27 protein-coding genes are annotated in these 24,008 nt (G+C 40.8%); 17 read left to right on the forward strand and 10 right to left on the reverse strand.

The window, feature by feature from the left end; all coding sequences use genetic code 11:
* Window positions 1-201: 201 nt before the first annotated feature.
* Window positions 202-1,512, reverse strand: a complete 1,311-nt coding sequence (locus tag O9324_RS00905; RefSeq protein ID WP_288139235.1) for a mechanosensitive ion channel family protein — start codon at window positions 1,510-1,512, stop codon at window positions 202-204.
* Between the two features lie 2 nt (window positions 1,513-1,514).
* Complete coding sequence (locus O9324_RS00910; protein ID WP_288139236.1) at window positions 1,515-2,807, reverse strand: sugar ABC transporter substrate-binding protein; 1,293 nt, start codon at window positions 2,805-2,807, stop codon at window positions 1,515-1,517.
* A 612-nt stretch (window positions 2,808-3,419) separates the two neighbouring features.
* Here O9324_RS00910 and O9324_RS00915 point away from each other — a divergent pair.
* From O9324_RS00915 to O9324_RS00930, 4 genes are all read left to right on the forward strand, one after another.
* Window positions 3,420-3,614 (forward strand): type II toxin-antitoxin system HicA family toxin, encoded by a 195-nt coding sequence (locus O9324_RS00915; protein ID WP_288139237.1) that lies wholly within the window; start codon window positions 3,420-3,422, stop codon window positions 3,612-3,614.
* Window positions 3,615-3,986: 372 nt separating this feature from the next.
* Window positions 3,987-4,487, forward strand: coding sequence for a hypothetical protein (locus tag O9324_RS00920; protein WP_002767764.1), 501 nt, complete (start codon window positions 3,987-3,989; stop codon window positions 4,485-4,487).
* A 161-nt stretch (window positions 4,488-4,648) separates the two neighbouring features.
* Window positions 4,649-4,816: a hypothetical protein gene (locus tag O9324_RS00925; RefSeq protein ID WP_288139238.1), complete on the forward strand. Its 168-nt coding sequence runs from the start codon at window positions 4,649-4,651 to the stop codon at window positions 4,814-4,816.
* Window positions 4,797-6,320 carry a tetratricopeptide repeat protein gene (locus O9324_RS00930; RefSeq protein ID WP_502846559.1) on the forward strand — a complete coding sequence of 508 codons (1,524 nt, stop codon included), beginning with the start codon at window positions 4,797-4,799 and terminating at the stop codon, window positions 6,318-6,320. Before O9324_RS00925 ends, O9324_RS00930 begins: the two co-directional genes overlap by 20 nt.
* A gap of 149 nt (window positions 6,321-6,469) precedes the next feature.
* Here O9324_RS00930 and O9324_RS00935 read toward each other — a convergent pair whose 3' ends face one another.
* Entirely contained in the window at window positions 6,470-6,850 is a 381-nt protein-coding gene (locus O9324_RS00935) for a type II toxin-antitoxin system death-on-curing family toxin (protein WP_288139240.1), read from the reverse strand.
* Window positions 6,847-7,068 (reverse strand): AbrB/MazE/SpoVT family DNA-binding domain-containing protein, encoded by a 222-nt coding sequence (locus O9324_RS00940; protein ID WP_002767769.1) that lies wholly within the window; start codon window positions 7,066-7,068, stop codon window positions 6,847-6,849. The genes O9324_RS00935 and O9324_RS00940 overlap by 4 nt, the downstream gene beginning before the upstream one ends.
* A gap of 232 nt (window positions 7,069-7,300) precedes the next feature.
* On the opposite strand from O9324_RS00940, the gene O9324_RS00945 reads away from it, so the two are divergent.
* The 8 genes from O9324_RS00945 to O9324_RS00980 all read left to right on the forward strand — a co-directional run bounded on the left by O9324_RS00945 (window position 7,301) and on the right by O9324_RS00980 (window position 9,697).
* Window positions 7,301-7,621 carry a hypothetical protein gene (locus O9324_RS00945; protein ID WP_287628545.1) on the forward strand — a complete coding sequence of 107 codons (321 nt, stop codon included), beginning with the start codon at window positions 7,301-7,303 and terminating at the stop codon, window positions 7,619-7,621.
* Window positions 7,614-8,006 carry a toxin-antitoxin system TumE family protein gene (locus O9324_RS00950; protein ID WP_502846560.1) on the forward strand — a complete coding sequence of 131 codons (393 nt, stop codon included), beginning with the start codon at window positions 7,614-7,616 and terminating at the stop codon, window positions 8,004-8,006. Before O9324_RS00945 ends, O9324_RS00950 begins: the two co-directional genes overlap by 8 nt.
* Entirely contained in the window at window positions 7,990-8,199 is a 210-nt protein-coding gene (locus O9324_RS00955) for a type II toxin-antitoxin system HicB family antitoxin (RefSeq protein ID WP_287628547.1), read from the forward strand. Before O9324_RS00950 ends, O9324_RS00955 begins: the two co-directional genes overlap by 17 nt.
* A 244-nt stretch (window positions 8,200-8,443) precedes the next feature.
* The gene (locus O9324_RS00960) at window positions 8,444-8,695 is read left to right on the forward strand and encodes a type II toxin-antitoxin system Phd/YefM family antitoxin (RefSeq protein WP_002802114.1); all 252 of its coding nucleotides are present in this window, start codon (window positions 8,444-8,446) and stop codon (window positions 8,693-8,695) included.
* Between the two features lie 11 nt (window positions 8,696-8,706).
* Window positions 8,707-8,949 carry a type II toxin-antitoxin system mRNA interferase toxin, RelE/StbE family gene (locus tag O9324_RS00965; protein ID WP_502846561.1) on the forward strand — a complete coding sequence of 81 codons (243 nt, stop codon included), beginning with the start codon at window positions 8,707-8,709 and terminating at the stop codon, window positions 8,947-8,949.
* A 151-nt stretch (window positions 8,950-9,100) separates the two neighbouring features.
* Window positions 9,101-9,310 (forward strand): type II toxin-antitoxin system HicB family antitoxin, encoded by a 210-nt coding sequence (locus O9324_RS00970; protein ID WP_288139241.1) that lies wholly within the window; start codon window positions 9,101-9,103, stop codon window positions 9,308-9,310.
* 47 nt (window positions 9,311-9,357) lie between these two features.
* Complete coding sequence (locus tag O9324_RS00975; protein ID WP_002767776.1) at window positions 9,358-9,594, forward strand: type II toxin-antitoxin system HicB family antitoxin; 237 nt, start codon at window positions 9,358-9,360, stop codon at window positions 9,592-9,594.
* Window positions 9,587-9,697, forward strand: coding sequence for a type II toxin-antitoxin system HicA family toxin (locus O9324_RS00980; RefSeq protein WP_223211819.1), 111 nt, complete (start codon window positions 9,587-9,589; stop codon window positions 9,695-9,697). Before O9324_RS00975 ends, O9324_RS00980 begins: the two co-directional genes overlap by 8 nt.
* A gap of 597 nt (window positions 9,698-10,294) precedes the next feature.
* Here the strand turns inward: O9324_RS00980 and O9324_RS00985 are convergent.
* Window positions 10,295-12,100, reverse strand: a complete 1,806-nt coding sequence (locus O9324_RS00985) for a proline--tRNA ligase (protein ID WP_288139242.1) — start codon at window positions 12,098-12,100, stop codon at window positions 10,295-10,297.
* A 1,134-nt stretch (window positions 12,101-13,234) separates the two neighbouring features.
* Between O9324_RS00985 and O9324_RS00990 the strand changes: the two genes are divergently transcribed.
* On the forward strand, window positions 13,235-15,109 hold the full coding sequence (locus tag O9324_RS00990) for an ABC transporter ATP-binding protein (protein WP_288139243.1): 1,875 nt from the start codon (window positions 13,235-13,237) through the stop codon (window positions 15,107-15,109).
* Here the strand turns inward: O9324_RS00990 and O9324_RS00995 are convergent.
* Window positions 15,102-16,499 (reverse strand): amidase, encoded by a 1,398-nt coding sequence (locus O9324_RS00995; RefSeq protein WP_288139244.1) that lies wholly within the window; start codon window positions 16,497-16,499, stop codon window positions 15,102-15,104. The genes O9324_RS00990 and O9324_RS00995 overlap by 8 nt on opposite strands.
* Before the next feature lie 137 nt (window positions 16,500-16,636).
* Here O9324_RS00995 and pyrR point away from each other — a divergent pair, with 137 nt between their 5' ends.
* Window positions 16,637-17,170 (forward strand): bifunctional pyr operon transcriptional regulator/uracil phosphoribosyltransferase PyrR, encoded by a 534-nt coding sequence (pyrR, locus tag O9324_RS01000; protein ID WP_002769862.1) that lies wholly within the window; start codon window positions 16,637-16,639, stop codon window positions 17,168-17,170.
* A gap of 304 nt (window positions 17,171-17,474) precedes the next feature.
* On the opposite strand, the gene O9324_RS01005 is transcribed toward pyrR, so the two are convergent.
* Window positions 17,475-18,257, reverse strand: a complete 783-nt coding sequence (locus O9324_RS01005; RefSeq protein ID WP_288139245.1) for an endonuclease/exonuclease/phosphatase family protein — start codon at window positions 18,255-18,257, stop codon at window positions 17,475-17,477.
* 13 nt (window positions 18,258-18,270) lie between these two features.
* Between O9324_RS01005 and O9324_RS01010 the strand changes: the two genes are divergently transcribed.
* Window positions 18,271-18,414 carry a hypothetical protein gene (locus O9324_RS01010; protein ID WP_287704834.1) on the forward strand — a complete coding sequence of 48 codons (144 nt, stop codon included), beginning with the start codon at window positions 18,271-18,273 and terminating at the stop codon, window positions 18,412-18,414.
* Window positions 18,415-18,424: 10 nt separating this feature from the next.
* Here O9324_RS01010 and O9324_RS01015 read toward each other — a convergent pair whose 3' ends face one another.
* Window positions 18,425-20,041 carry an ABC transporter substrate-binding protein gene (locus O9324_RS01015; protein ID WP_288139246.1) on the reverse strand — a complete coding sequence of 539 codons (1,617 nt, stop codon included), beginning with the start codon at window positions 20,039-20,041 and terminating at the stop codon, window positions 18,425-18,427.
* A gap of 441 nt (window positions 20,042-20,482) precedes the next feature.
* Complete coding sequence (locus O9324_RS01020; protein WP_002769868.1) at window positions 20,483-21,022, reverse strand: pentapeptide repeat-containing protein; 540 nt, start codon at window positions 21,020-21,022, stop codon at window positions 20,483-20,485.
* 69 nt (window positions 21,023-21,091) lie between these two features.
* On the opposite strand from O9324_RS01020, the gene O9324_RS01025 reads away from it, so the two are divergent.
* On the forward strand, window positions 21,092-21,709 hold the full coding sequence (locus tag O9324_RS01025; RefSeq protein ID WP_002769870.1) for a DedA family protein: 618 nt from the start codon (window positions 21,092-21,094) through the stop codon (window positions 21,707-21,709).
* Between the two features lie 178 nt (window positions 21,710-21,887).
* Window positions 21,888-22,658, forward strand: coding sequence for an FkbM family methyltransferase (locus O9324_RS01030; protein WP_288139247.1), 771 nt, complete (start codon window positions 21,888-21,890; stop codon window positions 22,656-22,658).
* Window positions 22,659-22,686: 28 nt separating this feature from the next.
* Here the strand turns inward: O9324_RS01030 and O9324_RS01035 are convergent, their stop codons facing one another.
* The gene (locus O9324_RS01035) at window positions 22,687-23,772 is read right to left on the reverse strand and encodes a glycosyltransferase family 4 protein (RefSeq protein WP_288139248.1); all 1,086 of its coding nucleotides are present in this window, start codon (window positions 23,770-23,772) and stop codon (window positions 22,687-22,689) included.
* Window positions 23,773-24,008 lie beyond the last annotated feature (236 nt).

Below are 24,008 nucleotides of genomic sequence, written 5' to 3' on the forward strand. Positions count from 1 at the left end.
ATTCTTTTTTTGCTACCTTTAATCGCTTATGAGGTAAGCAAAGCACGACGTTTTTAAAAATTTTCAGCTATGTATTTCCGAGAAATCGACTAAAAACGTTGCCAGATAAGGATTTGAGAGAATGACATTTCAGAGAATGAAACGACCCTAGGGTTGGGGGGGGTCACACCCTGCCCCTAGGAAAAGCTTTTTCAGCAAACCCTAATTATTGCGAATATGAATATCTTGTTGCGGGAAGGGAATCTCGATAGCCTGTTGAGTAAACCGCTCAAGAATAACACAATTAATATCACTAATTACTCGCTTTTTCCCGTTAATATCATCCAACCAGAACTTTAATTCAAAGTTTAAACTAGAATCACCAAAATTAAGAAAAAAGGCTACTGGTTGCGGGTTTTGAAGTATGTGAGGATGTTGATTAGCAATGTCTAGCAATAAATTCATCACCTGTTGTGCGTTAGACTGATAACCAACTCCGATAACAATTGAACAATAAATCAAGTTATCACTACCCGTATAGGTGGTGACATCCTCAGTAAAAAACTTTTGATTGGGGATAATTTTTTCGGAATTATCCGTGAGGATTTGCACTGTTGTCGCTCGAATACCTAGCTTTTTTACCTGAGAAGTTTGCCCTTCAATATTAATGATATCACCGGGTTTGAGAACTTTTTCAAATAATAGTAAAATACCGCTAATAAAATTACTTACTACTTGCTGCAGACCGAAACCAATACCCACCGATAAACCGCCAGTAATTGCCGCTATTGCCGTGGCATTAACTCCCACATAACCCAAGATGATAATAAAACCTAAGACAATGAAAAAATAACGTCCTAACAGCAAAGTTGCTTCAATTTCACCGCGACTAGCTTGCTGATTTAAATTAGCAACACTCAGAATTATAGTCTCTATAAGATCAACAACAATTACCAGAAAATAGGGAGCTATTATCAAAATAAATATGCTTCCCAATGTGATCGGACTATTGAATAAATTGAAAGGAGATACTTGGGCGATTTCCTGAATATTATTGTAGAAAACAATAATGGTTCTCAGGAGAAATAACACCAATAAAGGTGCTAAAAGACGAAAATGATAATATTTAATTGTATTGACGGAAAACTTGGCGTATAGTCCAGCTAATAAACCACGATAAACTAAATAAAACCACAGGAGTTTTATAGATAAACTAATCATTCCTCTTGTCCAATTTTGACTGAAAAAAATTAGATAATTTAAGTCAAGTAAAATTATACTAATAACTGGAAAATTAAGAAACTGTATCAGGATAGCAAAATATTGACGGAGGGTTAATTTTTTATCACTGTGAATAAAACTGGTGACGTGAGGAAATCTTTTTTCTAAGTAAGACCATAACCATTTTGACAATAACCAAGCAAGAATTAAACAGAGAAAAATAATCATTAATTGATTTTGAACATTTCTGCGTCCTAAAAATAATAATTGGTTAGCAATTATTTCCGAAAGAGAGGGAATATTGTTGTTCATAATTAATTTATTTTCCCGACTTCCTCAGCAAGATCTGATTGAATATAAAGTGTCAGTTGGTGGGCTGCTGTTGAGGAAGATATTTCACCAGCGATCGCTCTTTCATACCAAAATTCTCCCTCTTCTAAAATTTTATTCAACTTTTCCCAATCATCGAGAGGAACTGCCACGGCATTGTGAGATTGTTGTAATAATACTGATTCGATCGGTAGTAAATTTCCTTCGATCTGTACCCGTCGATTAGTGGGAATAAAACTTTCTGTTTGGATGATTGCTTGCAATTGTTGTTCGGGATTGGTGAGAAATTTTCCTAAAGCTAATCCCAAACTATTTTCATTATCACTATTATTACGATTGAATACCATCACCCGTGTATAGAGAATTGGTGCTGCTTTACCTTGAGTGTCTTGGGGAAGTAAAGCGACTCTGAGATCATCTTGGAGGCTGTTTTTTAAATCGGCAATTTCAATAGAATTACACACATAATAGGTTAAGCGACCTCTAGCAAAGGCATCATGAAGTAATTCCCGTTGACGATTGAGGATAAAATTAGGCTGTGACGAGGCAAATTTTAGCCATTCTAGCCATTTTGCCCAACCATCCAAGCGAGGTTGCAGCCTACCCTGATCATCCCACAAATAGCTGCCAAAAATTGCCATTCCCCAAAAAGTATCTTCAAAAGAGGACACCATCCCCACAGAATAACCTTTGCGGGCACGTTCCACTAATCCCTCTAAACTGGTGGGAGGTTGCTTCAGCAGCGGATCGGTACTAACTTGTAATTTTTTTTGATTGTAACACAGTACACGAGTACGAGAACCTAAGGGAATGCCATAGATTTTTCCTTGATAGCTAACTTGTTTCAGGGTTGGGGGATTATAGATAGATAAATCTAGATTTTTTCGGTCAATTTCCCCCAGTACCCCTTCAGATACTAATCTAGGTATATTTCTCGAAAAAATTAGAATAACACTCGCACCCAATCCGCTTTGAGATTGTTTAAAAAAACGTTCGGGTATCTCATCGATAGGAATAGCTTGTTCAAGAATTGTCACCTGCGGATTTAATTTTTCAAACTCTTGCAAACCGAGACCTAGTACTTCAGTTAAATTGCCCTCTTCTGGATACCAAACCAAAAGGGTTCCTTGCCGTTGCTCCGATGATTGGTTAGGAAGATCACTAAAACAAGCATAAAGAAAAATTGGCATGAAGATAAAAAGCAATAGGAACGATATAATCATCCTTGCTTTTTTGCTTCTCCAAGCAGTTTTAACTCTGAGCCTTAGGGATTGCATCGATCGTGATCCTTCAAAAATATTGCCATAGACCCATAGTACATGAAAAGGTGACTAATAATCCTTATCAGAAAAATAATTAACATGGTCTTTTGTCAAGAGCCACCAGTATAGCAACAATCCCAGTTAAAAATTTGTGCGAGTTAAACTGCTGACGTATCTAAATTACTGCTTAAAACAAAGGGAAAGAGCGAGTTTTATAGTTCATTTTTTAACACTATCATACCCAGTTTAAATGGGTAACAGCTTAGGGAAACTGTGCTTAGTATGAGTGAGATTTATGTTATTAATAATTATGTAATGACGAGAGAGTGATACCTGCATTAACTTTACTGTATCAACCATGATCCCACCGAAGCGATCTTTACTGTATAATTATAGTCTAAAAGGCGAGGTACTTTATGAAACTATTTACAGCAATTATCGAAAGAAATCTAGGGACTAATTTCTATGTTAGTTATGTTCCCGGATTGCTGGGAGCGCATTGCTAAGGAGAAACCTTAGATGAGTTGCGAGAAAATTTAAAAGAGGTGATTGAAATGTTATTAGAGGATGAAGATATTTCTCTGGAAACTGAGTTTATTGGTACACAACAAATTGCCGTTGCTTAGTATGAGTAAAATTCCAGTCCTGAAAGCATCAGAGGTGATTCGCCTGTTGGAAAAGCGGGGATTTGTCCAAGTCCGTCAGCGTGGTTCCCACAAACAATTTCGCCATGATGATGGTCGCAGTACGACGGTTCCTTTTCATAAAGGACGGGATATTTCACATTTCACATTTCAGGGAGCATCTCATTTATGCAAGTGAGTAATTATACTTATCCCTAAAACTGGTTTCTAGCAAGGCTTTCAAAATAGCTTGACATAAAAACCTGATTTAGGGGTTACAAAGGTGAGATGCTCCCACATTTCACATTTCATATTTCACCGACTTTATTAAGGGGTCATTGCTAGTGATATTGGGTTAACAGTAGAGCAATTATTACAAGGGAGAGAGTAACAATGTAAACGCTTATCGCCTTCCTCTCAGTTAGAACCGATAACCCCGAAATAAATGATGAAAACATCAGCCAAGAAGCAATTTTTGCTTTATGATCAGAGTAATCCGCTAAACTCTTAGAGGCGTAAGGCTTACGTCTAAAACTTACATTTACGACCAAAACTTACGGACAAAATATCTATGTCAGCCGCAGAACTAAAAAATCTAGATAAAAATATCACCCGTTTAAAAGAGCAATTAGCCAATAAACGCGATACCTTCGTGACCATTGCTCCTGAAGAAAAGGTGCGACTAAAACAGCAAATAGAAGATTTACGCGAACAAATTCGCGATTTGGAACGGGATCAATGGCAATTAATCAGCCAAATGACAGAAGATTTGACGATTAGCAATGAAGAAGCGGAACCGATTGTGGCCGAATTAGTGACAGAGGTTGAGACGGTTCAACAACAACCCGATCAACTTTCTTCAGAAATTTTAGCGTTATTGCAGCAAATTCTCGCCAAGTTAAATGCACCGAATACGCCTGCGGCGGCTAAGTTAAAAGCGGCGATCTCGACTCTACCGCCTTTTGTTTCATTAACCTATGAAGCGGAACTGGATACCGAAAGTACTTTTCGACGTTATTTTCCGACTTTTAATCGTTATTTAATGGGGGTGAAAGAGCGTCTAAAAAAGTAGTGGTTAGTGAGGAGCAACCGATTAATAATTTTTGACTACAGCCGCCTGTAGGGGAGCAGGTTAAACAAAACCCTGCTAAATTAGATACAACGAGTGAGAGTTCCAAGTCTATTTCGACTTCTCTTTCTAATCTTGATTACAGCATTGGAAGTCTATGTAAATTGAGAGCAATTTTCTACGAACTTAAGGGAAATGCTCGTCAACAGGAGGGCAAAGTTAATATAACAGTTAAAGAATTATCAGAATGGATTCAGGCAATTCAATCCGCAGAATCACAATTTGAGCAATTTTTAAATTTATTGGAGGATAATGATGATTCAGATTCATAAAAATCAAACTAATTCGGCTCAGGCTAGTAATTATGAAACAGAGTTAAATCTTGAGAACTTTGATCAGATTACGCCCAAAAAACATAATCCTAAAATCTATCAAAAGCTCTTAAAAAAAGCTCAGGATATTGGTGATAAACAATCTGAGGTTTTTGCTCTTGGCCGGTTAGCAATGATTTATCAATCTTGGGGTCAATATAGAGAAGCAGTACAATATCTTCAGCAACAATTAGTAATTATTAGAGAAACCAATGATCGGTATTCGCTGGCGAATACTTTAGGTAATTTGGGAGCGGCTTATCAGTCTTTAGGGCAGTATCAAGAAGCAATTGCACATCTTCAAGAACAATTAGCAATTGCTAAGGAGATCGGCGATATTCTTGCCCTAGCAAATGCTTTCGGAAATCTGGGGATTACTTATCAATCCTTAGGACAATATCAGCAAGCAATTGAATATTTTCAAAAACAATTAGAAATTGCCCAGCAAATTGGTGATAAAACATCAGAAGCCAATGCTTTGAGCAATTTAGGGATTTCTTATAAATATCAAGGTGATTTTGCTCAAGCAGAATCTCTATTTTTACAAGGATTAAAAATCCATGAAGAGTTATTTGGTGGCAATAATCCTAGTGTTGCTTCTAATCTCAACAATCTGGCGAGTCTTTATCAAGATCAAGGGAAATACAAAGAAGCAGAACCTCTCTTTTTGCACTCGCTGGCGATTCGGGAAAAGCTATTAGGAAAAGAGCATCCTGCTGTGGCGACCAGTCTCAACAATCTGGCGAATCTTTATTGCGCTCAAGGGAAATACGCAGAAGCAGAACCTCTCTTTTTGCACTCGCTGGGGATTACGGAAAAGCAATTAGGCTCCGACCATCCTGAAGTGGCGACCAGTCTCAACAATTTGGCGTTACTTTATGATTTTCAAGGGAAATACGCAAAAGCAGAACCTCTCTTTTTGCGAGCGCTGGCGATTACAGAAAAGCAATTAGGAGAAGAGCATCCTGATGTGGCCAACAGTCTCAACAATCTGGCTGGTCTTTATTATGATCAAGGGAAATACGCAGAAGCAGAACCTCTCTTTTTGCGCTCGCTGGCAATTTGGGAAAAGCAATTAGGAGAAGAGCATTCTGATGTGGCCAACAGTCTCAACAATCTGGCGGATCTTTATCGCGCTCAAGGGAAATACGCAGAAGCAGAACCCCTCTATTTGCGAGCACTGGCGATTCGGGAAAAGCAATTAGGAGCAGAGCATCCTCATGTGGCCAACAGTCTCAACAATCTGGCGGATCTTTATCAGTCTCAAGGGAAATACACAGAAGCAGAATCTCTCTATCAAAGAGCGATTGCTATTTGTTCGGAAAAATTAGGAGAAAATCACCCCAACACTCAAACAGTAAAAAGTAATTATAATCTGATGCTGTCCCAACTTCCTGATGAGGAATTAAGCCAACGCTTTCCCCCCGAAATGGTGGAAATGTTGCGTAACCTAAGACAAAATTAGCTTTTTTTAAAGGAAGAATAAAAAACATGAACATCAAACAGCAACTACTAGAAAAATATCGCAAGCAAGGCTTAGAATTATGATTTTATGCGATACGGGAGTATTATTTTGTTTCGTTCTTATTTACTTCCAGAAATCCTCCACTTTATTCAATTTATGCCTTGAAGCCAAGCACTAAGTTCTTCTTCGGACATCTCGCCAGCCGCCACCGCCAGCATAGTTGCCACCACCTCGGCTTCTGGAGCGATTAACTCAATGCCATTAACTTGGAGAAAAGTCGCCATGACGACGAAAGCGGTGCGCTTGTTGCCGTCCACAAAGGGGTGATTTTTTGCCAGTCCCCAGCAATAAGCGGCGGCTAATTGGTACAGGCTGACATCGGGGTTGTAAGTGTGGAGATGACGAGGTCTGGCGAGGGCGCTGGAGAGTTTTTTCGGGTCGAGGATGCCTTCGGCTCCGCCAAAGAGAGCGAGTTGCTGGTGGTGAATTGCCCTGGCTGCTTGTTCACTAATCCAGATGATTTCGCTCACTTAGCCAATTCCCGCAGAGCGTTGCGATAACGGCGGGTAACTTGAGAAGCTGCTTCCATAATTTGCTCTAATTCTGGGTCGTAGGTGGTTAACTGTACCCCGTCTGGCGTTTCGGTGACGTATATCGTATCTCCTTCTCCCACCTGGAGTTTGTCGAGAACTTCTTTGGGGAAAGAGGCTCCTAATGAGTTGCCGATTTTGCAGATTTTGAGCTTCATTTTTTTACCTCATCGTTGTTTATAGTCGCTGCGTCACTAGCGCAACAACAGTTGCAATGAGAAGCAGTACAATTAAAGATAAGCACCAGTTCAGTAACATCTTCCATTGTTTAACCGTTCATAGAACATTTTACACCATGATCTCGTAAAAGCCAAAATAAACTTCAAAAGAACCCAATGGAGTGGCAATCATTTTTTACTCTAAATTAACACTGACAAGAAAAAAATCACTATGCAAACCCAACCGCTAGAATCAAACTCAACAAACCTAATTAAACTGCGCTCTAGTCAACCAGAATCTCTTAAAGCAATGATTAAAACCGATCTGAATAATCGGCTACAGGACTTAGAAAGCGGATTACAAAAAACTCAAGCTCGCTTAAAAGAATTTGAAACTCAATATCAATGGTCAACAGAGCAGTTTGTTGATTTGTTTACCAACGATCAATTACAACACAGTGAAGATTTTGATGAATGGTTAGGAGAATCATGGATGCTTGACAAAATACAGCAAAAAATAGCCATCATTAAGGAGATTGAATTTGTTGATTGAGACTTACTTTGAGAGAATTAGAAAACTTCTAACAAACTCATCCATGATCCAAACTTTTGAACTTGACACAGAAAAACGGACAGAGAGTCTCGGTTTTATTAGAGGAAATATTACCTTTATTGACGGCTCTCGGCTCTATATTCGAGAATTTGTCGAAGTAGAGATCAGCATAAACCGAGGCAAATATTCTTACCACTATATCAATCAAAAAGGTGATTTAATTTTCCGTTATGATAATGCTCCTCATCATCAAAAACTTAATTTTCCTTCATTTCCTCATCATAAGCATGATCGACATGAAGATAATATAGTAAGCTCAAAAGCTCCTTTTTTAGAAGAAGTTTTTCAAGAAATTGAGGATATAAACAATGAATTATCACTATAGTATTTTTATTCAATGGTCACAAGAAGACAACAAATTTATCGCCCATCTCCCTGAATTTGGACCCTATGCTCATACCCATGGTGAAACCTACCATGCAGCCTTGCAAAATGCTCTGGAAGTCCTAGATCTCCTTATCGAAGACTACACTGCACGAGACAAATCTCTCCCACCTCTCCAGGCTATTTCCGCATAGCCCAAATATTCTCGGTTCAGTAATATCTCCTAGTATTTAACCGTTCATAGAACATTTTATACCATGATCTCGGAAAAGCCAAAATAAACATTATGCAAGTTACGGCTTAGATCATTACTGAAGTTGTTATATCGCCTTCTTCTCGATCAGAACCAAAAAGCCCAAAATAAATAATGAAAACGTCAGCCAAGAAACAATTTTTGCTTTATTATTAAGAGTAATCCCCACAAACCGTAAGCGATTTATGTATCAAGTCACCGTTGATTACGCCAAAGCCAACCTAGAAGAACTCTGCGATCGCACTGAAAAAGAACCCGATGGAGTAGTGATCGTTCGTGAAAATCGCAGTTATATTCTCATCACTCAAGAAGAATGGGAATCCTTAGCTGAAACCTCCGAACTCATGCAAGATTCCAAACTATTACAACATATTGCATCAGCACGACGAGAATATGCCGCAGGAGAAACCCTGATAATGGAACAAGTATTTGGATAACAACCTACACAATTGTCTTTTCTAAACAAGCGCGAAAAGATACCGACGAACTCACCCAAAAACAAAAAGTCAAACTTCAAGAAATTTTAACTAACATAATTGCAATTAATCCCTATATTGGCAAATCCTTAAAAGGCGATTTAGAAGGCTTGTATTCCTATCGCCTAAATAGAAAAGATCGTCTGCTTTATGAAATTTATGAAGACGATCAAACTATTCTGATTATTCGTACCAAAACACACTATGGAGATTAGGTAAGAGCGGTCATAACGCCTGAAGTCATCCACGTTTAGAATATAGCTTGACCCTGTCAGGCAAAGATAGTAGTGATGATGATCGCTACCAGGAAAAAGACGTAAGAAATGCACTTCAGGAACTAGCAAAATTAAATCAAGGAGACAACCCATGAATTATCACTATAGTATTTTTATTCAATGGTCACAACAATACAACAAATTTATCGCCCATCTCCCTGAATTTGTACCCTATGCTTATACTCGTGGAAAAACCTACAATGCAGCCCTACAAAATGCCCTTGAAGTCCTAGAACTGCTTATCGAAGACTACACTGCACGAGACAAATCTCTCCCAATTTTTCAGGCTATTTCCCCATAGCCAAAATATACTATATTACACTCAAAACGAATTTTATCTGAGCAATTATGGCTGAATTAAGTTCAAAAATTACGGCAATTATTTATTCTGGTGAACAACAAGAATATGTAGCCGAATGCGCGGAAATTTCGGTTGTGACCCAGGGAAATACCTTAGATGAGGTGGTTAATAATCTCAAAGAAGCTGTCTTATTACATTTAGAAGGAGAAGAGCCTAGTGAGTTTGGTCTAGTTGCCAAACCTTCTCTACAGATTACGGTTGAGTTACAGCCTGAATATGCCTAAACTGAAACAACTATCAGGCAAAGACGTGATCAAAATTCTCGCTCGATTTGGCTTTACTATTCACAGTCAACGAGGAAGTCACATTAAATTGCTTTGCATTTAGCAGATGTTGAAAATTGGCCCGAACCGCGAGGAATTGATACCTATCTAGAAGCTTTGCGAGATTCGGAAGGAAAAACATTTTTTCTGACTCATATTCCACTGGAGCAAGTCTTAGTTAGGGTTTGCTGAAAAAGTTTGTTGGTGGGGTTAGGAGTCGGTCGTTTCAGGCTTTGTTGCCCTTCTTTTTTTGTACCAGTTTATGTACTACAAAAAGAATAATGCCAGGTTTTTGAATGTCCCAATCCTATATTCTGGCACTAACATCGGATTTTAACAGGTCAAAAGCCTTATTTTAAAAGGGTTTTACCATTATTCAGCCAGCCCTAAGTAGGTGGGTGGAATTAAATATAAGATGAACGTAGGTTGGGTTGAAGCATGAAACCCAACCCCCGCTCATGTTACGCTACCGCTAACCCATCCTACAAATAATTGTGCCTCCCTACTTATTAGCTGCTTTAGAGAAAAATCCCCCAAAACTCAAACAGTAATGCTGAAAAAGTCTTTGAGTGGGAACAGGGAACAGTTTTTGATGCCTTAAACCAGCCATCTTCGCTCATCAGACCCATAAACAAGCAAAATTATCTGTATATTTAATCACTTAATCAGATATCTTTGAAATAGCAGTTTTTAAATAGGAAACCACCTCATTAATTGCTACTTCTGACGCTTTTTTACTGGCTCTTTCGACTAATTCCACCTTACCCGATTTGAGAGATTTACCCGTGACAATGCGATAGGGAATCCCAATTAAATCCGCATCTTTGAACTTAACTCCCGCACGTTCACCCCGGTCATCTAAAAGGGTTTCAATGCCGGCTTGATTTAACTCATTGTATAAACTTTCGGCGGTTTTTACCTGCTCGGCATCGGCTAAATTAGGAATAACCACAATCGCTTGATAAGGGGCAATAGCTACGGGCCAAATAATGCCATCTTTATCGTAGGATTGTTCTACGGCCGCCTGTGCTAAACGCGATACTCCTATGCCATAACAACCCATACAAATGGGGGTAGATTCTCCCGCTTCATTAGTATAAAAAGCATTCATAGCTTGAGAATATTTATAGCCCAATTGGAAGATATGACCGACTTCAATTCCTCTAGCACTTTGCAAGGTTTGATTAGGATCGTGAATAGCTCGATCGCCTACCCTGGCTTTGCGTAGATCGACGATTAATTCCGGTAAGATAAAATCTTGACCCCAATTGGCTCCCACTACATGAAACCCGGTTTCATTGGCACCGGTAATAAAGTTTTCTAAGTCTGTCACCGTGTTGTCTGCTATGCGTAAAAACTTAGGAGCTATATCGCTGGCTTTTTTGAGCAAATTATCTTCTAAGTCGGGAGCAATATAACCCAAAGGTAAAGGTTTAGTTGCCCATTTCTGTTGAGCGGCAGCATCGGGGATTTTTAAAGCCAAAATTGTTTTAGCATTGTAACGGCTCGCCTGTCTAACTAATTCATTTTGTAGTTTAACTTCATTAACCTCTTGATCGCCCCGAATGCTCACCAAAACTAAAACAGTTATGCCGCTATCATAAACCACTTCGTAGAGAACATTCTTGACGATAGCAGTGGCAGAACAATCGAGAAATTTAGCTAAACTTTCGATCGTGTTGGTGTTAGGAGTCTCTTTTTTAGCAAACTTTTTCAAGGGAGAAGCCACTTTATCTGCCGGCAAAGAAACGGCTTTTTCCACATTAGCCGCATACTTTTCATCGGCGGTAAATAAAACCTCATCTTCTCCAGCATCAGCTAAGACCATAAATTCTTGGGATGCGGAACCGCCAATCGCTCCAGAATCCGCTTCTACTGCCCGAAAAGCTAACCCACAACGGCGGAAAATATTGCGGTAAGCTATATCCATCGCTTGATAGGTTTTCTTTAAACATTCCTCGTCGAGATTGAAAGAATAGGCATCTTTCATAATAAATTCTCGTCCCCGCATTAAACCAAAACGAGGGCGAATTTCATCGCGAAATTTAGTTTGAATCTGATATAAATTAACTGGTAATTGTCGATAGGAACGAATTAAATCACGAGCGACGGCAGTAATTACTTCTTCGTGAGTCGGTCCTAATCCTAACTCCCGCTTTTGCCGGTCCGTCAGGGCAAACATAATCCCTTCCGCTTTTGTGTAGGTGTCCCAACGGCCTGATTCTTGCCAGAGTTCCGCCGGTTGCAGTTGGGGAAGTAAACATTCTTGGGCGCCGGCTTTGTTCATTTCTTCCCGGACTATCTGGGAGACTTTCTGTAAAACCCGCCACATCAGGGGTAAATAGGCGTAAATACCGCTGCCGATGCGACGAATGTAACCAGCACGGACTAAGCATTTATGACTAGGGATTTCCGCCTCGGCTGGGTCTTCCCGGAGGGTGACAAAAAGCTGTTGAGAGAGTCGCATCCTATCGATATCCTTTTGAACAGAAGACTTTCTATTATCTCATCAAAGGAGAGCGACTGCAATTATCAATTACTTGTGTTGACAAACAATAACAGCGACCAGTTTACCGATTCTCAGGTATTTCCCCTCATAACTTGAGACTGGTTGGAGAAGCATTGAACCTTAGTTGCAATTGCCTAACTCCCTTGTTCTCTACTCTAGGAAATATGAGCGTTCAGGTCGGTCGCTGTTATCGTCGTTATCGAGACAGAATGTAACTTTAACAGGGTTTACTCCTTTGTGAATTTGACCTTATAACCTTGCCAGTTGATCTGTCAGGGAAGCTTTTTTCTTTAGCTTCAATTATTAATATAACATCGGATCGGAGCTAGAAGTCTTTCTCTTAATCAAAGTTTACATTGCCAGGATCAAGGAAAAGCCTCGATGTTTTGACGCTTAACCGACCTTAACTCTTATTTTCTACAAAACTTGACAATACTATTAGGGGTCGAGAAGGTCGTCACCGACCTCCCCTCCCATTCAGAACCGTGCATGAGACTTTCACCTCACACGGCTCCTAGTCTGATTGTTCCCTTGTTAAGGATACAACTTGACATCTTTTGGTTGCCATCTTGGCTTCCATCTGATGCCGATTTATCATCGTGACAGAACGTAGGTTGGGTTGAAGCATGAAACCCAACACCCCGATGGGTTACGCTACCGCTAACCCATCCTACAAATAATTGTGCCTCCCTACTTATCAGGACAGGCACTCATGCAATAGGCAATAGGCAATAGGGACAATAAATAATCAGTCTTTAATAACCGGATTTAGTATTATCAGTCAATCGAATCTGTCTTTCTGTTTGTGTTCTTTGTGCCTTTGTGTTTATCCTTAACTCTTATGGTATAACTGGACAACAAAAGGTTTGGTTTTAAACTTTAGCCTCCCTATTCTCTGGGTCTTCTTGTAGCTAAAAATAGCTTACCTCTTATTTGTTGATGGGTGAAGGTGAATATAGCTTTTCTCATCAAGATGCAGTGTAACCTGATTGGGTAAGTAAAACTTCCCACCTCACCAATAAGATAACTGCTATATAGTTAAAATTGACAACTTAGGTTAAGATGATGCTAGGTTTCACCAGTTAAAGAGCTATGGATAACAAAGTTCTCGACGTTCGCCATCTCACCGTTGAATTTTCTAATCAGAAAAGAACAACAGTCGCCGTTAATAACATTAGTTTTAGCTTGCAGAAAGGTCAAGTTCTCGGTTGTGTGGGGGAGTCGGGTTCAGGAAAATCCGTCACCTCCCTCGCACTCATGGGATTGGTTCCCTCTCCAGGGAAAATTACCGGGGGAGAAATTTGCTTTCGTCCGGCAAAAGGTCAGTCAATGCAAGCAGTGGATTTATTATCTATTCCCCCAGAAGAATTGCGTTATTATCGCGGGGGAGAAATGGCGATGATTTTCCAAGAACCAATGAGTTCTCTTAATCCAGTGTATAACATCGGGTTTCAACTCACCGAAGCAATTTTACTGCATCAAAAAGTTACCCCCGAACAGGCCAAAAATCAAGCAATCTCTCTACTGCAAGAAGTGCGCTTATTACCTAGTGATGAACAGTTAGAGGAGAAGTATATAGAAACTTTTCCCTTAGAAAATAAGGGTCATGTCAGGGAAAAAATTAGAACTTATATTCAGGAACAAAAAGAGACAATTCTCAAGCGTTATCCTCACGAATTATCGGGGGGACAATTACAAAGGGTAATGATTGCCATGGCGATTTCTTGTAATCCTACTCTATTAATTGCTGATGAACCAACCACTGCTTTAGATGTAACTGTCCAAGCAGAAATATTAAGATTATTACGAGATTTGTGTAAAAGCGATCGAGAAATGTCAATGGTTTTTATCTCCCACGATTTAGGAGTTATTAACGAAATTGCCGATCAAATTGTCGTAATGTATCAAGGAGAAATTGTCGAACAGGGAACTAAAGAAGAAGTATTAAATTATCCCCAACATCCCTACACAAAAGGTTTACTTGCCTGTCGTCCTCGCTTAAACTCTCGTCCAGAAAAATTACCCACCGTCAGCGATTTTTTACGAGTGGAAAAAGACTCTCAAGGTAAGATTATTAAACTACAGGAAATTACTCCACCGGAAGTTAAGTTTATTACTCTCCAAGAGGAAGAAAGCAGAATCGAAGGTTTACAGAATCACGAGAATATTTTATCAGTAGAAAATTTATCGGTTAGATTTCCAGTTAAGGGAGTTTTCGGGCAAGTAAAGACCTTTTTTAATGCCGTAGATCAGATCAGTTTTGCCGTTAAACAGGGGGAAACCCTCGGTTTAGTCGGTGAGTCGGGCTGCGGAAAATCCACCTTAGCAAGGACAATTCTGCGCTTAATTCCTGCTACTTCTGGAGATATCTATTTCCGAGGAGAAAATCTGGCTAAATTAAACCCCAGTGAGCCAAAATTAAGACTACTGCGACGGGAATTACAGATAATTTTTCAGAATCCCTACAACTCCCTGAATCCCCGTTTATCCATTGGTAAAGCAATTTTAGAACCGATGGTTATTCATCATACCGGCGGCAATTCCCAAAAGCAACGGCAACGAGTAGAATATTTATTAGAACGAGTTAAACTTGATCCTAATTGGTTCGATCGCTATCCCCATCAATTATCAGGAGGACAACGCCAAAGGGTGTGTATTGCTCGCGCTTTAGCCTTAAATCCTCAGTTTATTATCTGTGATGAATCTGTCTCTGCTTTAGATGTTTCCGTACAAGCGGGAGTCTTAAATTTACTCAAAGAATTACAGCAGGAATTTAATCTCACTTATATCTTTATTTCCCACGATTTAAGTGTTGTCAGATTTATGAGCGATCGAATTATGGTGATGAATAAAGGTAAAATTGAGGAAATTGGTACAGCAAACGAAATTATCAACTTTCCCCAAAGCGATTACACCCGTAAACTTATCGCTTCCATTCCCCAATTTACCGAAAGTCTTGCTAGTTAAAATTAGCCATCAAACCGAAAGGATTAGCTGCCTCTAATTGTGCCGATAAACCTAACAAAGTGATTTCATCAGCAGGTTTACCCACTAACTGAATTGCCACGGGTAAACCCTGACTATCAACCCCTGTGGGTAAAGCAATCGCGGGTAAACCACTCGCATTAGCAATCGGAGAAGGAGCAATCCAACGAATCATCTTATTAATCGCTTCTTGCGGTGGTAAATTTTCCCACTCACCAATTCCGGGGGGTTGATGTAGGAAAATGGGCAAAAGTAAGACATCAAAATTATCAAACATCGCCACAATTTGCCGCGAAATAATGTGCATCTGCTGCACTGCTTGCAGGTACTCCCCCGCACTGCCAGAATTCTCTAATAACCATTGGTTAAGGGGACTTAATAGCTGCCTGGGAATTCCCGTCGCTGCCGTTCCCGCTTGCCAAATACGGCGAAAAGGAGCGATTAAAGCCTGTAAATCGGGAGAATACTCGGTTAAATGATGCCCCATGTCCTCTAAAATTTTAGCCGTAGCGAGGACAGCATTTTTATAAACGGAAGCCGCCTCGCCAAAGGGGGATATGGAAGTAGAAAAAGCGATTCTCAGGGGTTTTACGGCTCTCTGAGTGGCTTCTAGGAAAGAAAAGGGCGGATCGGGTAGCCAGTAGGGATCGCCCGTCGTATAGCCCGAAATCACGGTAAGCAGCGCCGCGCCATCTGCCACCGTCTTAGAAAGAGTGCCGTTAGTGGCGATACCGCTTTGAAATTCCCCCACCGGGGCATAGGAAACCCGCCCACGACTGGGTTTTATCCCCACCAAACCGCAACAACCCGCCGGAGTACGAATGGACCCACCACCGTCGGAACCCTGGGCAATCGGGCAGAAACCCGCCGCTACCGCCGCCGCCGCGCCGCCACTGGAACCTCCTGCGGTATAATCGCGGTTGAAAGGGTTACGAGTCGGCAAAAAACCCGGATTTTCGGTGTAGGGAAAGGAACCTAGCTGGGAAGTGGCAGTTTTGCCCAGAAGGATAAAACCCGCCATTTTCATTCTGGTGACGATTCCTTCGTCGTATTGGGCGATATTTCCCTGTAAAGCGGCGACTCCGTAACTAACTGGCATTCCAGCGACGGCATTTAAGTCTTTAATGGCGGTGGGAACTCCAAAAAAAGGCGGTAATTCGGCAGTATCGGTGATTTGACTTAATTGTTCCGTTTGGATGCTGGCGGTGGCTAGGGCGCTTTCCCCGGCGACATGGACAAAACCACCGATTTGACTGTCAAATTTCTCAATTCTGTCGAGGTATAAATGGGTTAATTCTAGGGGGGAGATTTGTTTAGTGCGAATCAGTTGGGCTAATTCTAGGGCAGATTTTTGCAATAATTCATCACTCATGAGCGATCGAGGTAAAATAAGTAGATGAAAACAATTATATTCTTTAATGATAGAGATGGTTTTAAAGGAAAAAAGAAAAAGTAAAAAAAAGACCATTACTGTAAAAATTTCCCTATCCCCCCTTGTTTTGGAAAATTATGACCTCACAGTTAATTGAAATTCTCTCGGCTGACGAAATTCGTCGCACTATTACCCGTTTAGCTTCCGAAGTTATCGAAAAAAGTGGCGATTTAAATAACTTGATTTTGATCGGTATCTACACGCGAGGAGTGCCTTTAGCTAATTTAATTGCTAGTCAAATTGAGAGCTTAGAAGGGGTAAAAGTTCCCGTAGGAGCGATCGATATTACCTTCTATCGCGACGATCTTGATCGCATTAAAACTCGCACTCCGGCTAAAACCAAAATGCCCCTAGATGTCACGGGAAAAACCGTGATTTTAGTTGATGATGTTATCTATAAAGGTCGCACAATCCGCGCCGCTTTTAATGCTATTATTGAGTATGGCAGACCGCAAAAAATCCGCTTATTAGTCCTCGTTGATCGTGGTCATCGGGAATTACCAATTCACCCAGATTTTACTGGCAAAAAACTACCCACCGCAGCCGAGGAACAGGTAAAAGTTTATCTACAAGAGATTGACGGCAAAGATGGGGTGGAATTAATCAAATAAACAGAGGATTGGTAACTAATCCCCGGAGCAAAATAAACAGAGTTGCCTCGATAATAGCGACAAAAATAGCACTTATTAAGTTTTTTAAACAAGAAAAAACTTAAGTAGGGAGGCACAATCATTTGTAGGATGGGTTAACGGTAGCGTAACCCATCGGGGCGTTGGGTTTCATGCTTCAACCCAACCTACGTTCATCTTATATTTAATTCCACCCACCTACTTAACAAATTTAATCACCGAATCACCAAAGTCTGCTGAAGCTTTTACCCTCTATATATTTGCTAAATAAAAAAATCATCTATTTTTAGGGCAAGGTAAAAGCAGCAATTACGGGATAATGATCGGAAGGAATAAGATTCAACCAACGAGAACGATCTACTTTTGCCCAATCTAACTGCAAACGGCTATCATAATAAATTGTATCGATGGCTAAATAAGGGGTATCGGTGTAATTATTAAAGCTCATTTGTTCTGCTAATTCCAAATCTGCTAAAGTGTCCTTTAATTTAATTTCTGACTGGAGAGTTTGAGTTAAAATCTGACGGGGTAATTGCTGAGAATTAACATTAAAATCCCCCGTTAAAAATAGGTAATCTTTTGTTAAATCTAGTTGACAAAAATGCTCCTGTATGCACTTAGCACCTAAGTCCTTAGCCTTGTCGCTATAGTAATCGAGATGGGTATTATAAAACTGCAAAGTTTGCCCCTCAAGAGTGCGAAATTTAGCCCCCGTTACCATGCGGGGATAAGGATTACCCCAAGCTTCAGTGATACTGCCAACAATATCGGGAGTTTCTGATAGCCAAAATTCGTATATTTCTAAACATTTTAACCGACTTGGTTGATATAAAATCGCACAATGTTCATCTAATCCTGTCCCTCTGCGATCGCTGCCTAGACTTTGGTATTTTGGCAATAAACGGTGTAGATCCAATAGTTGATTAGCGCGAGCTTCCTGAGTACCAATTATATCGGGAGAATAGTGAGCAATTAAAGCCGCTACTGCCTCCCTTCTTACTCGCCAATTACGCTCATCGGTATCGGGTTTATCGTAGCGAATATTAAAGGACATTGCTGTTAGTTTCATAGGAAAATGGAGAATGAGGAAGGGAAGTGGGGAAGTGGGGAAGTGGGGAAGTGGGGAAGTGGGGAAGTGGGGAAGTGGGGAAGCTGTCTCATCACCCTATCACCCCAAAACCCTCCGCAACGCGCACGCAGTGACCACCCTATCTCCTGACTCCTAATAATTAATTATCAGGATTTTTTGGCAATTGTCCAAAAGGGAAAAGTCTGACTGGGATTGATGATAACTCCCGTGATGCCATTGCGAGCAAAAGCGTATTCCTTGGTTTGCCAAAGGGGAATATAGGGAACTTCATCGGCGAGAATTTCTTGAATTTTGCCAAAAATCTGCTTTCTTTTGGCTGGGTTACTTTCCCGACGGGATTGGGCGATTAATTGATTCATTTCTTGACTGTAAAAAAATGAGCCTTGACTTTGCGATCCTCCCTCTTCGCAGCCAGTTTCTGGGGATCCTTTAGCACAATCTAAAAAGGGATAAATATAGTTATCTGCATCCAAAAAATCGGGATACCAATTAGATAGAGCAGTGGTATAAAGTCCCTGGCTAATATTACGGAAAAAGGCTGCTCCTAGAATACTATTAGGTTCAAATTGAATCATATTATCTAAATCCCGTTTTGCTAGAGCTTTCATCACTGCTGCCACGCTGCTGGAAGTGATCGATCCCGAGGAGTGCCAAACTTCTACAATTGCCGGTTTTTCTGGACTATAACCAGCAGTTTTTAGTAATTGTTTTGCTTGCTCTATATTATGGTTGCCATAGCGCTCTTTAAACACCGGTTGTGACTCGGAAAAAGTAGTAGGAATGAGACTAAAAAGAGGGATGCCTTGACCTTGTAAAATGCGATCATTAAGTAAATCTCGATCGACTAGAGAAGCAATTGCTTGTCGCACTAAAATATTATCGGTGGGTTCACTTTTGAGATTGACGCTCATAAAGTTAATTGCTGCCCCAGAAGATTCGATCGCTTGCCATTTTCCCTGAGCTGCTTCTGTGCGTAATTTTCTCACTTGAGGAGGCAGTAAAGATTGATAGGCAATATCCACCGCTCCCGTCTGAAAACCGTTAAATAAATTGGCAGGATTCGAGAGATAAATTTGCACATTAACTCCCTTATTTTTGGCTGGTTCTCCCCAATAGCGATCGAAGGCTTCTAAACTAAAAGAATCGCTAGTAACTGCTTTTAATCGATAATGTCCTGTGCCGATAAATTCTTCGGGTTTAAATTTACCTTCGCCAATTTGATAAAATTTGGGTGAAACCGCACAGGCTCCGGGATAAGCTAAAAGAGCGGGAAAGGCGGCAAAAGGTCTGGTTAATTTAATAGTAATTTCGTCCTCTTTGCTGGCGGTGATTTTATCAATTGTATCCCGGAGAAGAAAGGAAGGTTCGCCACCATTTTTGATAAATCTTTCTAGGGAAAACTTCATCGCCTCTGCGTTAAAAACCGTGCCATCATGAAAGATAACTCCCCGACGTACTGGGATAGTATAAGTCAAACCATCGGGGCTAATTTGGGGCAATTCCGTGGCAAGGAGAGGCTTTAAATTAGTGGTTCCTTCGGCGTAGGTGTAGAGAGTTTCACCGAGATTATAAATAATAAAAAGTCCCGCTAACTCATAACTATCGGCCGGATCGATCGAGCGTGGTTTTAGGGTTGTCCCAATCATCAGGCGATCGCTATCTCCCTGGGGTAAATTGGAATTAGTGGACTGACAGCCCACAGTCAGAAGAAGACAGAGGCAAAATAAACTTAAATAGCGGTAAAGTTGGCGTAAAGATCTCATCGAGGGCGATTAACGGCAGCTAGGTATCGATCAATCCTATCATTTTTGTGCATAATCTTTCCTTCTAGGTTCCCTTAAGGAACTAGGTTGATTGCCTAATTAGTTGGGAAAAATTCTTCAATAACTGCACTGATTACCCAGACAATTAAACTAAATTTTCTGGTGGAGGATGACAAAAACTTGATCAATTTGACCAAGAGGAAGACCCTGGGCAGAAAAGGTGTTAAATGGTTCAGAATAGCTGGAGACGTGGAGGTAGATAGCAACTGATTAGAAACTCATCTTCTTTTATCTATCAGCCATTTAAGTAAGTAGTTATAATTAAATTGAAGATAGATTTTGCCTCTGATCCCCCCTTAGTCCCCCCTTGATCCCCCCTTAGTCCCCCCTTAGTCCCTCCTTGATAAGGGGGGTGTCTGATAATTTTTAACGACTACCTACTTAGGTTAATCCTGTCCCTTCTAAACAAGCTCGATCGAAAATTGCCCCCGTGGTTACTGCCGAGGCTAAACTAGCACAAAGAAGATTGGCATCAGTAAAATTTGTTCCCCGTAAAATCGCCCCGAAAAAAATTGCTTCCTCTAAATCGGTAGCTGACAGATCTGCCCCGGACAGATTAGCGCTAGTAAAATCCGCTTGGGTTAAAATCGCCCCGACAAAACTCGCTCCCCGGCCATCGACACCGCGAAAATCCGCCCCGGACAAATCTAGATGATTAAAAACCGCCCCGGCTAAAAAAGCGCCGGCCAAACTTGCCCCAGTCACGATCGCATCGAGGAGAATTGCCCCGCGTAAATCGGCATTACGAAAATCTGCTCCCCTTAAATTTGCCCCCGTCAGGTCAGCACCGCGTAAATTTGCCCGTAAATTCGCCCCGGCTAGGTCTGCACCCGCTAAATCAGCCCCTGACAAGTTCATGCCCCCTAAATCTTTTATCTCACCCCGACGAATTGCTAATAAATCAATACTGGGAAAAGTCATGTTCAGCCACGGTTAAATACTGTAAAAATATCTTAGAATATTCGTAAACCTTTGTTAAGAAAGCGCTCCATGTCCCTAGAGCTATTATCCCTAGAAAATATTGAAGAAATCGCCCACCAATACGGATACTGGGCAGTATTTATCGGCATCACCCTCGAAAATATGGGGATTCCCATCCCGGGAGAAACCATCACCATTGTCGGCGGCTTCCTTGCCGGTAGCGGTGATTTGAACTATTGGTTAGTTTTAGTCAGCGCAATTACAGGAGCGGTTTTGGGCGATAATTTTGGCTATTGGCTCGGTCGCGCTGGAGGTTGGCCGTTTTTGTTAAAAGTTGGCAAATTCTTTCGGATTCCGCCTCAAAAACTAGAATTAGCCAAGGAACAATTTAGTAAAAATGCACCCCGGGCGGTCTTTTTCGGTCGCTTCGTGGCTTTGTTAAGAATCTTTGCAGGTCCCATGGCGGGAATTGCCCGAATGCCCTACGGTCGCTTTTTCCTCTGTAATCTGGGCGGAGCAACGGTGTGGGCGACGATTATGGTGACATTATCTTTCTTTTTAGGCCGTTTGTTCCCCTTGCACCAGTTAGTTACTTCTATGGCTCGTTTTGGTATCTTGGCTTTAATTATCGTCCTGGCCTGGACAATTATTCACCCCATCCTTGAATCACGGAAAAAGGTGGCTTAAGTCCGTCATTTCAGTTATCAGTTATCAGTGATCAGTTATCAGCTTTTGAAGGCAAGAGGCAAAAGACAGAATCTGACAATTCTCCTGCCTAAAAAGAAGGCTTGTCACCTCATTCTTGACGGGGAGCGATTCGTGGTGTTAATATAATTTTGTCCTGGATTACAACTATACATCAACGGTGATTGCCAAAAAAATTACTTTTTCTAATGGATTGGAATGTTACTACAGTAGTAGCAAAGAGGAAACAGAATACATTTTTTCGGAAATATTTACTGAAAGGCAATATGAAGGGCATGATATCGTCATCAAAGAAGGCGATGTGATCTTTGATGTTGGAGCCAATATCGGTCTATTCTCTATTTTTGTCAAGGGAGTTGAACCAACAGCAAAAGTTTTCGCCTTTGAGCCAATCAAGCCAACTTTTGATGTTTTGCAAAAAAATATTCATTTGCATTCTTTAGAGGATGTTGTTTTATTTAACTGTGGATTAAGTTCGGAAAATAACCCAGCAAAAATCTTTACTTTTTATCCCAATATGTCTGCTAATTCAACCACAAAGCCAGAGGATACCCTGGCTGAATTAGAAGATATTAAAGTGGATCAGAATTCCCAAAAAATAGAAAATTTGTTTGAAGAGTTTTTCCAAGAAAAAGAACAAGTAGCCTGTGAAGTAAGAACTCTATCCTCCGTAATTAATGAACTCGGTATTGACTCAATCGATTTATTGAAAATTGATGTGGAAGGAGAAGAATACGAAGTATTTCAAGGCATCGAAGCTAAAGACTGGCCAAAAATTAAGCAAATAGTGGCTGAAATTCACGATAAAAAGGGACGCTTAAAGCAAATAAGCCAAATGCTGACGGATAATGGCTTCAAAATTCAACTAGAAAAAAGAGAATTACTACCTTTGACATTCGTGGATATTTTCCATTTATACGCTGTGCGTTAGTGGTTGAACTTTTATTGTCAAAGTTAATCTATTTTTCCAGAAAATTGGTTAATAACTGACTGAAACGTTGGGCAATAATCGGCGCATCAAATTCTGAAACTTTCGCTCTACCTGCCTTCCCTAAGGAACGAGCTTTTTCTGGATTGAGAAGCACTTCTGCTAATTTACTGGCTAAATCTTCGGCATCTAAGGGATTGGCTAATAGACCTTGTACACCATCTTCAATCAACTCCGGTGTCGAGGAAGAACGACTAGCGACAATCGGTTTATAACTGGCCATAGCTTCAGCAAAAACTAGGCCAAATCCTTCTTGCAGACTAGGTAAACAAAAAACTTGACAATCAAGATATTCTTGGATCAGTTCTTGATAGGAAAGATAGCCGAGAAAAGTAACATTTTGCTCTAAATTGAGTTCTTGTGCCAGACGGCGTAAATTATTCCATTCAGGACCTTTGCTGGCAATTCTTACCTCCACATCGGGTATTTGATGGCGGAGAATTGCGGCAGCGCGGATCAAAGTGGCAACATTTTTGCGGGGATACTGGACACCGACACAAAACACTGTCGGCCTCCTCTGCTCGCGTTTTTTTTCCTCATGCTTCACCGAGGTGGTCGCTGCATCCCACCCTTTGAGATCAATTAGAGAATGAACAATTTCGATATTGCCATCATACTGATAAAGTTGCTTGAGTCTAGTACGGGAATACTCACTGGTAGAGATGACCAGATCAGCGCGATGGACGCTCACTTTCTCGGCCTTTGCCATCAATTCTAAGGAAGTTCGCACCCAACCCCGCTCAAAGGTGGCTTCATCGGCAATAATACCGTGAATATAAACAATAAAAGGGACTTTTAGGCGATCGCTGATGGCGTAACCATCCATATCGTAACCCACCACCACATCATAGTGGTCAAAGCGACGGGGATCGAGTCGCCAATTCCAAAGAAAACGATGCGCCATATAGCCTAACGGCCCCGATGCTTTGGTTGGAGAGAAGACATCAACCACATGACCCTGGGAGCGCAACTCTTTAGTCAGATGGATATTCCCAACGAAAGTACCACTTCCGAGCTTGACATTTTGGGGAGTTGCTGTGATGATTGCTATCTTCATTTTTTGTCAAAGTTTATGGCAGCGGTTGGATGATGATGGGAAAATCAGAACAAATAAGGTGGACAGGAGTAGGTGCGAATCAAATCTTGATTTTTCCTATCTATGAATCTATGGACGAACGGATATCCTCGCGTCCGTTGGCTTTTTTCGTCAAAACGATGAAATGTCCGTATCGAGTATTAGGATGTTAGAAAACAAACGCAGATTGATTAATTATCAATAGGAAAGCGGTTATC

Origin of the sequence: Microcystis sp. LE19-84.1B (genome assembly GCF_027531875.1) — a bacterium.
GTDB lineage: Bacteria > Cyanobacteriota > Cyanobacteriia > Cyanobacteriales > Microcystaceae > Microcystis > Microcystis panniformis.

Excerpts from the sequence above, each read along its gene's own strand:
- O9324_RS00905 (WP_288139235.1), bottom strand. The coding sequence starts at position 1,512 with ATGAACAACAATATTCCCTCTCTTTCGGAAATAATTGCTAACCAATTA.
- O9324_RS00910 (WP_288139236.1), bottom strand. The coding sequence starts at position 2,807 with ATGCAATCCCTAAGGCTCAGAGTTAAAACTGCTTGGAGAAGCAAAAAA.
- O9324_RS00915 (WP_288139237.1), top strand. The coding sequence starts at position 3,420 with ATGAGTAAAATTCCAGTCCTGAAAGCATCAGAGGTGATTCGCCTGTTG.
- O9324_RS00920 (WP_002767764.1), top strand. The coding sequence starts at position 3,987 with ATGTCAGCCGCAGAACTAAAAAATCTAGATAAAAATATCACCCGTTTA.
- O9324_RS00930 (WP_502846559.1), top strand. The coding sequence starts at position 4,797 with ATGATGATTCAGATTCATAAAAATCAAACTAATTCGGCTCAGGCTAGT.
- O9324_RS00940 (WP_002767769.1), bottom strand. The coding sequence starts at position 7,068 with ATGAAGCTCAAAATCTGCAAAATCGGCAACTCATTAGGAGCCTCTTTC.
- O9324_RS00945 (WP_287628545.1), top strand. The coding sequence starts at position 7,301 with ATGCAAACCCAACCGCTAGAATCAAACTCAACAAACCTAATTAAACTG.
- O9324_RS00955 (WP_287628547.1), top strand. The coding sequence starts at position 7,990 with ATGAATTATCACTATAGTATTTTTATTCAATGGTCACAAGAAGACAAC.
- O9324_RS00960 (WP_002802114.1), top strand. The coding sequence starts at position 8,444 with ATGTATCAAGTCACCGTTGATTACGCCAAAGCCAACCTAGAAGAACTC.
- O9324_RS00970 (WP_288139241.1), top strand. The coding sequence starts at position 9,101 with ATGAATTATCACTATAGTATTTTTATTCAATGGTCACAACAATACAAC.
- O9324_RS00975 (WP_002767776.1), top strand. The coding sequence starts at position 9,358 with ATGGCTGAATTAAGTTCAAAAATTACGGCAATTATTTATTCTGGTGAA.
- O9324_RS00980 (WP_223211819.1), top strand. The coding sequence starts at position 9,587 with ATGCCTAAACTGAAACAACTATCAGGCAAAGACGTGATCAAAATTCTC.
- O9324_RS00985 (WP_288139242.1), bottom strand. The coding sequence starts at position 12,100 with ATGCGACTCTCTCAACAGCTTTTTGTCACCCTCCGGGAAGACCCAGCC.
- O9324_RS00990 (WP_288139243.1), top strand. The coding sequence starts at position 13,235 with ATGGATAACAAAGTTCTCGACGTTCGCCATCTCACCGTTGAATTTTCT.
- O9324_RS00995 (WP_288139244.1), bottom strand. The coding sequence starts at position 16,499 with ATGAGTGATGAATTATTGCAAAAATCTGCCCTAGAATTAGCCCAACTG.
- pyrR (WP_002769862.1), top strand. The coding sequence starts at position 16,637 with ATGACCTCACAGTTAATTGAAATTCTCTCGGCTGACGAAATTCGTCGC.
- O9324_RS01005 (WP_288139245.1), bottom strand. The coding sequence starts at position 18,257 with ATGAAACTAACAGCAATGTCCTTTAATATTCGCTACGATAAACCCGAT.
- O9324_RS01010 (WP_287704834.1), top strand. The coding sequence starts at position 18,271 with ATGAGGAAGGGAAGTGGGGAAGTGGGGAAGTGGGGAAGTGGGGAAGTG.
- O9324_RS01015 (WP_288139246.1), bottom strand. The coding sequence starts at position 20,041 with ATGAGATCTTTACGCCAACTTTACCGCTATTTAAGTTTATTTTGCCTC.
- O9324_RS01020 (WP_002769868.1), bottom strand. The coding sequence starts at position 21,022 with ATGACTTTTCCCAGTATTGATTTATTAGCAATTCGTCGGGGTGAGATA.
- O9324_RS01025 (WP_002769870.1), top strand. The coding sequence starts at position 21,092 with ATGTCCCTAGAGCTATTATCCCTAGAAAATATTGAAGAAATCGCCCAC.
- O9324_RS01035 (WP_288139248.1), bottom strand. The coding sequence starts at position 23,772 with ATGAAGATAGCAATCATCACAGCAACTCCCCAAAATGTCAAGCTCGGA.